Below are 9,297 nucleotides of genomic sequence, written 5' to 3' on the forward strand. Positions count from 1 at the left end.
TCGAGTACTACAACACCCGACGTCGCCACCAAGCGCTCGGCGGGCTCCCGCCGATCAGCCGGCTGTAACCAACGTCGTGGCCGGGTACACCTAGGGCGTGTCTCCTCACTGCAAAGATGGCACGATCGGCGCGTGGCTGCGCTCACGCTTTCGGACGAGTGGTGGAGTCGTGATGGCTCGGGGCCACCTGCGGAGAGCAACTTCGCTGCGGTGCTCCGCGAGATTGAGTTGGAACTGAGCCCCGATCACGAGCTGGCGGGACAGATCGTGCGTGTTGAGGCTCGGTTCTGGCCCTCGGACGACGTCGTCGTCAGTTTGGTCGACGGCACGTATGCGCTGATCCACCCGACATGGACGAGCCATGTCGAGCGGCCTCCATGGCCGGAGACGACCCGCCTTGGTGATGCGGCGGCTGCCTCCGAGGCCATCGCGAAGTGGGAGGAGTGGCGTTGAGTCTGGCTCGAGGACTCAACTTCGCGGCCTGGCCACCCGCCACGACAAGCACGCCACGTTCTATCGCGGCGCCGTGGTCCTGGCCGCCATCATCGTCTGGTTGCGTGCTGAGCCACGACCGTCAGTAGAGCTCAACTTCCCAGTGCTCAAATGCTGGTTCGCCGGGCGGAAGACTCCCAGTGCAGTACTGGTAGATCCACGTTGCGGCCCGCCGCTCGGCGTACTTCTCGTTCACAGGTTCGCCATCGTCGTCGAGTTCCAGAACGTTGGCGAACACCGCGAACAGGGTCTCCATCTGGCTCGGCGAGTCCCGCAAGTCGTCCCAGTAATCGACCCCGTCCAGGAGCGGGCGACCGACCGAGCCACGAGCAACCCAGCCCGCGAAACGCCGCAGCGCACCTGACGCCCCGTGGGACAGCTTCGTGGTCACACCCGGACTCTAGAGCTACGGGTGATAGCTGAGTGGGACGTAAAGAGACACGCCCTAGTTCGGCGCAGCGCGGGGGTCCGTCCGCAGCCGTAGCCTGCGCGCATGGCGAACAAGGCGAAGCGGGTGCGCATCACGGGGGTCTCAACAGCTTTGGGGGGCTCTCAATGGGAGTACCTCACGAGCGACGCCGAGATCGCCCGCCGGGTCATCCGGGCCCTAGAGGACCACCGGATGCTCTGGATGCCGATGGCGATGGAGGCGCCCGCGTATGCGATCGGGTCGGCCTCCAACGCCCGCAAGGCGCTCACGCAGGAGATGATGACCGAGGGCATCAGCCGCGACCTCGAAGTGCAGCTCCAGCAGATCCGCAAGCTATTCATGAATTTCATGACCGCCGCCGAGGCCGGGTTCGGAAGCGAGATCAAGTTCGTCGAGGCGCTCACGATCCTTCGCACCGCGGTCGGGGAGCGCCTTGCCGCCCTGGTCGCGGTGTACAAGCTCGACGTCGACGACGACCTGCGTAGCATCATCCCGGACTCGGGCGCCTGGTTCTTCCAGGAGTTCGACCCCGATGCCTAGGGCTAGGCCAGCGCCCAGGACGCACTCCGTTCTCCCATGGCCCCCGCCTCGCTGGCGGTATGCGGGGCTGCGGCGGGCTGTACTCAGCGGGGGGGAAAACGTCCGGGAAGACGACGTGCAGGCTGACGCGCCTACCGGCCGAGGCGCGCACATCCGTCGCGCGCGCGACGATGACCGCATGGCACGCACGTCGTCGAGCAAGCCGCAGACCGTCGTGGTCGACGACCGACGCCTGCAGCTGACGAACCTGGACAAGGTGTACTACCCGGCCACGGGGACGACGAAGGGCGAGGTGCTGCAGTACCTCGCCCAGGTGGCGCCGGCGCTGCTGCGGCACGCGTCGTACCGCCCGGCGACGCGCAAGCGGTGGCCGGACGGCGTGGCGGGCCAGATGTTCTTCCAGAAGAACCTGGACGCGTCGACGCCGTCGTGGGTGCCGCGCCGCTCCATCAAGCACCGCACCTCGACGAACGACTACGTGCTGGTCAACGACCTGGCCACGCTGACGTGGCTGGGGCAGACGGCGACGCTCGAGATCCACGTGCCGCAGTGGCGGTTCGGCCGCACGGGCACGCCGATGCCGCCGGACCGGCTGGTGCTCGACCTCGACCCCGGGCCCGGCGCGGGGCTCGCCGAGTGCGCCGAGGTGGCGCGGCTGGCCCGCGACATCCTGCGCGGCATGGACCTCGACCCGCTGCCCGTGACCAGCGGCTCCAAGGGCATCCACCTGTACGCGGCGCTGGTCGGCCACGACGACTCCCTCACCGCCGACGCCGTCTCCGCCGTCGCGCACGAGCTCGCCCGCCACCTGGAGTTTGAGCACCCCGACCTGGTCGTCAGCGACATGAAGAAGTCGCTGCGCGCGGGCAAGGTGCTCGTGGACTGGTCGCAGAACAACGGCGCCAAGACCACCATCGCGCCGTACTCGCTGCGCGGCCGCGACGAGCCGACCGTCGCCGCGCCGCGCACCTGGGACGAGCTCGACGACCCGGGGCTGCGCCACCTCACCTTCACCGAGGTGGTCGAGCGCCTCGAACGCGACGGCGACCTCCTGGAGCCCCTGGCGGCCGGTCACCTGGCCCAGCTCGAACCCACGCCGGAGCGCATGGCGACGTTCGACAAGCTCGAGACGTACCGGGCCAAGCGCGACCCGGACAAGACCCCGGAGCCGTTCGGCCCCGACTCCCCCGGCGAGCCCGACGGCGCGCCGACGTTCGTCATCCAGGAGCACCACGCGCGCCGCCTGCACTGGGACTTCCGCCTGGAGCACGAGGGCGTCCTCGTGAGCTGGGCTCTGCCCAAGGGAGAGCCCACCGACCCGAAGCAGAACCACCTCGCCGTGCAGACCGAGGACCACCCGCTCGAGTACGGGTCGTTCGAGGGCAGCATCCCCGCGGGCGAGTACGGCGGCGGGGAGGTGACGATCTGGGACTCCGGCACCTACGACCTGGAGAAGTGGCGCGAGGACGAGGTGATCGCCGTCCTGCACAGCGAGCGCCGCGGCTCGCGGCGGCTCGCCCTCATCCGCACCGGCGGGCGGGGCGGCGACGACCAGAACTCGTGGCTGATCCACCGCACCAAGGCCCAGCCGGGCGACGAGGAGGACGGCGGCGAGGACGGCGGCGACGCCCCGGACGGCGCGGGCACGGCCCGGAAGCGCGCCGGACGCCGGGCGCCCGCCGACGCGGCGCCAGCCGAGACGCCGCGCCCGATGCTCGCCACGACGGCGCCGCCGGGCGAGCTGGCCCGGCTGGACCCGGACGACTGGGCGTTCGAGGTGAAGTGGGACGGCTTCCGCGCGGTCGTGGACGTGCTGCCCGGCACGACGGTCGACGGCGGCGAGCGCACGGTGCGCCTCACGTCCCGCTCGGGACAGGACCTCACGGTGACGTTCCCGGAGCTGCGGGCGGTCGCCGACATGGTGTCCGACGACGACCTGCCGCTGGCGCTGGACGGCGAGATCGTCGCCCTCGACGCCGACGGGCGCCCGTCGTTCCGCCGCCTGCAGCAGCGGGCGGGCCTCACCCGGCCGCGCGACGTCGAGAAGGCGCGGCGCGCGGTCGGCGTCGACCTGGTGCTCTTCGACGCGCTCGTCGTGGGCGGGCGCGCGGTGACCGGCCGCCCGTACACCGAGCGCCGCGCCGAGCTGGCGCGGGTCGTGACGCCGCGCCGCCCGGTGCACGTGCCGGACGCGCTGGAGGGCACGCTCGACGAGGCGCTGGAGACCAGCCGGCTCATGCGGCTCGAGGGCGTCGTGGCCAAGCGGCGCGGGTCGTCGTACACGCCGGGCCACCGGTCGCGCGACTGGCTGAAGATCAAGCACGCCCGCACCCAGGAGGTGGTGGTCGTGGGCTGGCGGCCGCTGCACGCGGGCACGGGCCGCGAGGACGCGCGCGTGGCCGGGTCGCTGCTCCTGGCGGTGCCGGACGACGACGGGGCGCTGCGCTACGTGGGCAAGGTGGGCACCGGGTTCAAGGAGGCGGAGCGCCGCGAGGTCGTGCGACACCTGCGGCCCGTCGACGACCCGCCGCTCGACGGCGTGCCCCGCGCCGAGGCGGTGCACGCGCGGTGGGCCGCGCCCGACCGGGTGGGCGAGGTGAGCTACGGCGACTGGACGAGCGACCCCGCTGACCTCGGCGCGGCAGACGACGGCGGCGCCGGCGACGAGGGCCCGCGGCTGCGGCACTCGGTGTGGCGCGGGTGGCGCGACGACAAGCGCCCCGCGGAGGTGCACGTCGAGGGCTGAGCCGTCAGCGCATGGTCGTCAGCGCACCGTCTGCCCGCGCAGCGCGTGCGCGACGGCGGCGGCCCGCGACTCGACGCCGAGCTTGGCGTACACGTGCGCGAGGTGGGTCTTCACGGTCGCCTCGGAGATGAACAGCCGCCGCCCGAGCTCCCGGTTGCTCAGCCCCTGGGCGAGCAGCGTGAGCAGCTCCGCCTCCCGCGGGGTGAGCGCGCTGCCGGGGTTCTGCGCCTGCTGCATCAGCCGGGACGCGACCGGCGGGGACAGCACGCTGCGCCCGACGACGGCGCCGCGCACGGCGGAGAAGATCTCGGCGGGCGGAGCGTCCTTGAGGACGTAGCCGATGGCGCCCGCGTCGACGACGCGCACCACGTCGGCGTCGGTGTCGTAGGCGCTGAACACGAGGACGGGCAGGTGAGGGTGGGCGGTGCGGATGCGGCGGGTCGCGGCCACGCCGTCCTCCTCGTCGCCCAGCTCGAGGTCCATGACGACGAGCGCGGGCGCGAGGCGCGCCACGGCGTCGAGGGCCTCGTCGGCGGTGCCCGCCTCGCCCACGACGGTGATGTCCGGCTGCGAGTCGAGCAGGGCGCGCAGCCCGGCGCGCACCACGTGGTGGTCGTCCACGAGCAGCACGGTGATCGGGTCGCTCATGCGTCCTCCTGGTCCTCCGGCGCGGCCGTCCCGGCGTCGGTGGCGACGGGCAGCTGCACCCCGACGACGGTCCCCTCGCCCGGCGAGCTCTCCACGGTGATCGTGCCACCGAGCTGCTCCACGCGCTGCCGCATGGCCCGCAGCCCGAACCCGCCCTGCCGTCGGGGCGCGCCCGCGCCCGCGGTCCGCGCGGCCACCTCGTCGACATCGAACCCGCGGCCGTCGTCGAACACGTCGAGCGCGACGGCGTCGGGCAGGTAGGTGAGGGTGAGGCCGAGCCGTGCGGGGCCGGCGTGCCGGTGCACGTTCGCGACGGCGCTCTGGGCGATGCGCGCCAGGGCGTGCGCGGTCTCGGCGCCGACGGGCACGGGCTCGCCGACCACCGTGAGCTCGGCGTCCGGGACGTGCCGGCGCGCGGCCGTCCGCACCGCGGCCTCGACGTCGGCCGGGGCCACGCCGCCCGCCGCGGGGGACGGGTCCACGAGGTCGTGCACGAGGTCGCGCGTCTGGCCGAGGCTGGCGCGCACGGCGACGGCGGCCTGCCGGGCGTCGTCGCGCGCGGCGCCGGGCTCGGTGTCCCACCGCTGGTCGGCGGCCTCCAGCCGCAGCACCGCGGACGACAGCGACTGGGCCACGGTGTCGTGGATCTCGCGGGCCACCCGCTCCCGCTCGGCGAGCACCGCGACCTCGCGCTGGAGCCGCACGCGCTCCCCCGCCTGCCGCACGATCGCGTCGTACGCGAGGCTGAGCAGCACTGCCACGACGAGCGGCGCGACGGCGGCCGCCCAGTCGCTGCGCCCGGACAGGCCGAAGAGCGCGACGCCCGTCACCACGGCGACGGCGCCCACCAGGACGTGCGCGGCGGGCACGGGCACCAGCGTGCGGCAGACGAAGAACAGCGGGATCGCCGACCAGGCGAAGCTCGGCGCCGCCAGCACGAGCGCGCCCCACGCCAGGAGCAGGACGCCCAGCAGCAGGTCGAGCGCGACGCGGCGGGCCGTCGGTCCGGTCTGCCGCGCGAGCAGCACCAGCGCCGCGTACGCGGCGGCGACCACCGCGACGAGCACGACCACCAGCCACCACCGGCCGTCGAGGCCGTGGTTGGTGAGGTAGCGCGCCGCCGACGTCGCGACGAGCGCGGCGAAGGCGAGGTGCACCCCGCGGGTGAGGGATCCGGGCACGGACAGCAACGCTAGCCGCGCGCCCCCGGGCCGCACCTCATCCGTTCGGACGATCCCCCGCGCCCCGGAGGCCCGATGCGCCGGTGCGTCGCGTCCGACGAGCCTGGGCGCATGACCTCGCCCACCGCCTCGCCGCCGGCACGGACCGCGTCAGTCCCGGCGCTCCTGGGCCGCGACCCGGCTGGTGCCGAGGTGCTCGCGCGCCAGGCGGGCGGCGGCCTCGCCGTCGCCGTCCCGGACGGCGTCGAGGAGCTCGTGGTGCTCGTCGGCGATCGCCTGCAGGTCGCGGTGCTGCCCGAGCAGCCAGCGCACCCGGCTGGCGATCACGAGGTGCAGCTCGAGGAGCACCGGGTTCCCGGCGGCCTCGACCACGAGCTCGTGGAAGTCGGCCCCGGCGCGCCGCGCCGCCGGGCCGTCGCCGGCGCGGGCGGCGGCGTCCTCCCGCTGCCACGCCTCGGTGAGCGCGGCGAGCTGCTCCGGCGTCCGGCGCGTGGCCGCCAGCCGGAAGTGCAGCGGATCCGTCGCCTCGCGCACCTCGTGCAGGTGGTCGACGTCGGCGTCGCTGAACTCGCGGACCACCGCCCAGGTGCGCGGCCGCGGCGTGACGAGCCCCTCGGCCACGAGCGTGCGCAGCGCGTCCCTCACGGGGATGCGGCTCACGCCCAGCTCGGCGGCCAGGTCGCGCTCGACCAGGCGGCTGCCGGGCTCCCGGGAGCCGTCCACGATCTGCTCGCGGACCACGCGCGCCACCCGGACGGACTCGGGCTCGAACGCGGCCGCGGCCTCGGAGGACATGCGCACATCCTGCCAGCCAGCCGGAGGAGAATATGGCATACCATCTGCTCGTGACCCCGTCCCGCCCCACGCGCCGTCCGGCCCGTGCCGCGAGGACGATCGCCGTCGCAGGAGCCCTGCTCGCCCTCGGCGCCTGTGCGGCTCCACAGCAGCCCGCAGGCACGGCGACACCGAGCCCGACACAGAGCCCGAGCACGTCGGCCACGCCGACGCCGTCTGCCGATCCTGCGCCGGCGCAGCTCCTGCTGGCCACGCAGGCCGAGCGCGACACGCTCGCGGTGGTCGACCCGGCCGACCGGCGAGGCTCCGCCGTCGTCGACGAGATCACCGTGGGCACCGCACCGTGGGGCGTCGCCGTGGACGAGGACTCCCGCAGCGCGTACGTCTCCACCGCCGAGGGGGTCGCCGTCGTGGACCTCGACGCCCGCGAGCGCACCGACCTCTTCGCGTACGAGCACGGGACCACCCGCATCGCGTACGGCGAGTACCGGCGCGGCGGCCTCGGGCTGGCCCTCTCCCCCGACGGCGAGCGCGTGCACGTCGCGGTGAGCACCGGCGACGCGGCGTTCCTCGAGACGCTCGACGCCGACACCGGCGAGGTCGTGTCCGCCGTGCCGGTGGGCCTGCGCCCCTTCGACGTGCTCGTGAGCGACGACGGCGACGAGGTGTACACGGTCGACCACGACGGCTTCACCGTCACGGTCGTCGACCCGGACCGCGAGCGCGCCCGCGCGATCGAGGTGGCCCCGTTCGGGCGCGAGGGCGGCCTGGCGTCGTTCGAGAAGCCGCACTACGCCGTCCTCGACTCGGGCGGCGACCTGCTGCTGCCGTACCAGGGCCGGGTCCTCGCGCGCGTCGACCCGGCGAGCGGCGAGGTCACGACCACCGAGCTGACCGCCGACTCCCACCAGCACGGCGTGGCCCGCGCCGACGACGGCACCCTCGTCATCGCCGGCAACGGCCCGTTCGGCAACGCCGGGTCGGGCCCGAGCATCGAGGTGGTCGCCCCGGACGGCGCCGACGTCGTGCTGCCCACCGACCGCCGGCACGAGACGGTCACGATCTGGCGGGGGCCCGACGGCGAGGCGTACGGCGTGCTCGCCGGCGGGTACACCCAGCAGGAGGCCTGGGACGGCGCCACCGTCGTCCCGCTCGACGCGGCGCTCGACGGCGCCGACGAGAGCTACGAGATCACCGTCCCCGGACGGCCGCAGGCGGTCGTCCCCTTCGAGGAGGAAGCCCGATGACCAGCTCCCCCACCACCGTCACCGTGCTGCGCGACGTGCGCCCCTGGGGCGGCGAGCGCTCCGACCTGCACGTGGCGGGCGGCGTCATCACCGCCGTCGTGCCGCACGACGCCGCTGCGCCGGCCGCCGGCGAGGCGGACGGGGCCGTCGACGGGCTCGGCCTGCTCGCCCTGCCCGGGCTGGTCAACGCGCACGCGCACGTCGACAAGTCGTGGTGGGGCAAGCCGTGGGTGAGCTACGGCGGCGAGCCGGGCGTCCGGGCGCGCATCGCGCACGAGCGCGCGCACCGCGACGAGCTGGGCATCCCGGGCGTGGACGTCACGCTGGCGGTGCTGCGCGAGTCGGTCCGCACGGGCACGACGGCGGTGCGCACCCACGTGGACGTCGACCTCGGCGTCGGCCTGCGCGGCATCGAGGTGGTGCGCGAGGCGGTCGCGGCGCTGGGCGGCGCCGTGCACGCGGAGATCGTGGCGTTCCCCCAGGACGGCGTGCTGCGCCGCCCCGGCGTCCTGGAGCTGCTGGACCGGGCGGCCGCGGCGGGCGCCGAGCACGTCGGTGGCCTGGACCCGGCGTCGATCGACCGCGACCCGGTGGGGCAGCTCGACGGGCTGTTCGAGATCGCCGAGCGGCGGGGCGTCGGCATCGACGTGCACCTGCACGACGGCGGCGAGCTCGGCGCGTTCCAGGTCGAGCTGATGATCGACCGCACCCGGCGGGCCGGGCTCCAGGGCCGGGTCAACGTCGCGCACGGCTTCGCCGTCGGCCAGCTGGACGGGTCGCGGCAGGCCGACCTGGTCGCGGCGATGGGCGAGGCGGGCATCTCCATGACGACGGTCGCCCCGATCGGAGCCGCTCCCCTGCCGCTGCTGGCGCTGCGCGATGCCGGCGTGGCCGTCGGCCTGGGCACCGACGGCATCCGTGACCTGTGGTCGCCGTACGGCACGGGCGACCTGCTCGCGCTGACGACGCAGCTCGCCCGGCTGTCCGGCCTGCGGTACGACGAGGACCTCGTCACCGCGGCCCGCGTCGCGTCCGCGGGCGCCGCCCGGTTCGTGGGTCGCGAGGTGCACGACCTCGTCGCGGGCGCGCCGGCCGACGTGGTGCTCGTCGACGCCGAGAACGTGCCCGACGCCGTGGTGCGCGCGCCGCGGCGGGCGCTCGTCGTCGCGGATGCGCTTCACGCAGTGCGACTCGACCAGCCCGACGACGTCGACCGCC

At 74.5% G+C, this 9,297-nt stretch carries 9 protein-coding genes; 5 read left to right on the forward strand and 4 right to left on the reverse strand.

Annotated features, from left to right (window positions below; translation table 11 throughout):
* The first annotated feature begins 132 nt into the window (after positions 1-132).
* Positions 133-453 (forward strand): hypothetical protein, encoded by a 321-nt coding sequence (locus tag ABZ493_RS21390; RefSeq protein WP_430584129.1) that lies wholly within the window; start codon positions 133-135, stop codon positions 451-453.
* Between the two features lie 121 nt (positions 454-574).
* Here ABZ493_RS21390 and ABZ493_RS21395 read toward each other — a convergent pair whose 3' ends face one another.
* A complete protein-coding gene (locus ABZ493_RS21395) occupies positions 575-883 on the reverse strand; it encodes a hypothetical protein (RefSeq protein WP_430584130.1) in 309 nt (102 codons plus the stop codon).
* 102 nt (positions 884-985) lie between these two features.
* Between ABZ493_RS21395 and ABZ493_RS21400 the strand changes: the two genes are divergently transcribed.
* Entirely contained in the window at positions 986-1,462 is a 477-nt protein-coding gene (locus tag ABZ493_RS21400) for a DUF6650 family protein (RefSeq protein WP_430584131.1), read from the forward strand.
* A 178-nt stretch (positions 1,463-1,640) separates the two neighbouring features.
* A complete protein-coding gene (locus tag ABZ493_RS21405) occupies positions 1,641-4,208 on the forward strand; it encodes an ATP-dependent DNA ligase (RefSeq protein WP_430584132.1) in 2,568 nt (855 codons plus the stop codon).
* Between the two features lie 18 nt (positions 4,209-4,226).
* Here ABZ493_RS21405 and ABZ493_RS21410 read toward each other — a convergent pair whose 3' ends face one another.
* The 3 genes from ABZ493_RS21410 to ABZ493_RS21420 form a co-directional block, all read right to left on the reverse strand.
* On the reverse strand, positions 4,227-4,856 hold the full coding sequence (locus ABZ493_RS21410) for a response regulator transcription factor (RefSeq protein ID WP_430584133.1): 630 nt from the start codon (positions 4,854-4,856) through the stop codon (positions 4,227-4,229).
* Positions 4,853-6,037, reverse strand: a complete 1,185-nt coding sequence (locus ABZ493_RS21415) for a sensor histidine kinase (RefSeq protein WP_430584134.1) — start codon at positions 6,035-6,037, stop codon at positions 4,853-4,855. The genes ABZ493_RS21410 and ABZ493_RS21415 overlap by 4 nt, the downstream gene beginning before the upstream one ends.
* Before the next feature lie 150 nt (positions 6,038-6,187).
* Positions 6,188-6,832 (reverse strand): GntR family transcriptional regulator, encoded by a 645-nt coding sequence (locus tag ABZ493_RS21420; RefSeq protein ID WP_430584135.1) that lies wholly within the window; start codon positions 6,830-6,832, stop codon positions 6,188-6,190.
* Between the two features lie 50 nt (positions 6,833-6,882).
* On the opposite strand from ABZ493_RS21420, the gene ABZ493_RS21425 reads away from it, so the two are divergent.
* Together ABZ493_RS21425 and ABZ493_RS21430 are read left to right on the forward strand one after the other, a co-directional pair.
* Positions 6,883-8,079, forward strand: coding sequence for a YncE family protein (locus ABZ493_RS21425; protein ID WP_430584136.1), 1,197 nt, complete (start codon positions 6,883-6,885; stop codon positions 8,077-8,079).
* On the forward strand, positions 8,076-9,297 hold a 1,222-nt coding region (locus ABZ493_RS21430; RefSeq protein WP_430584137.1), incomplete at its 3' end, for an amidohydrolase. The genes ABZ493_RS21425 and ABZ493_RS21430, both read left to right, overlap by 4 nt.

This window comes from Isoptericola sp. NPDC019482 (genome assembly GCF_040632295.1).
Classification (GTDB): Bacteria; Actinomycetota; Actinomycetes; order Actinomycetales; family Cellulomonadaceae; genus Isoptericola.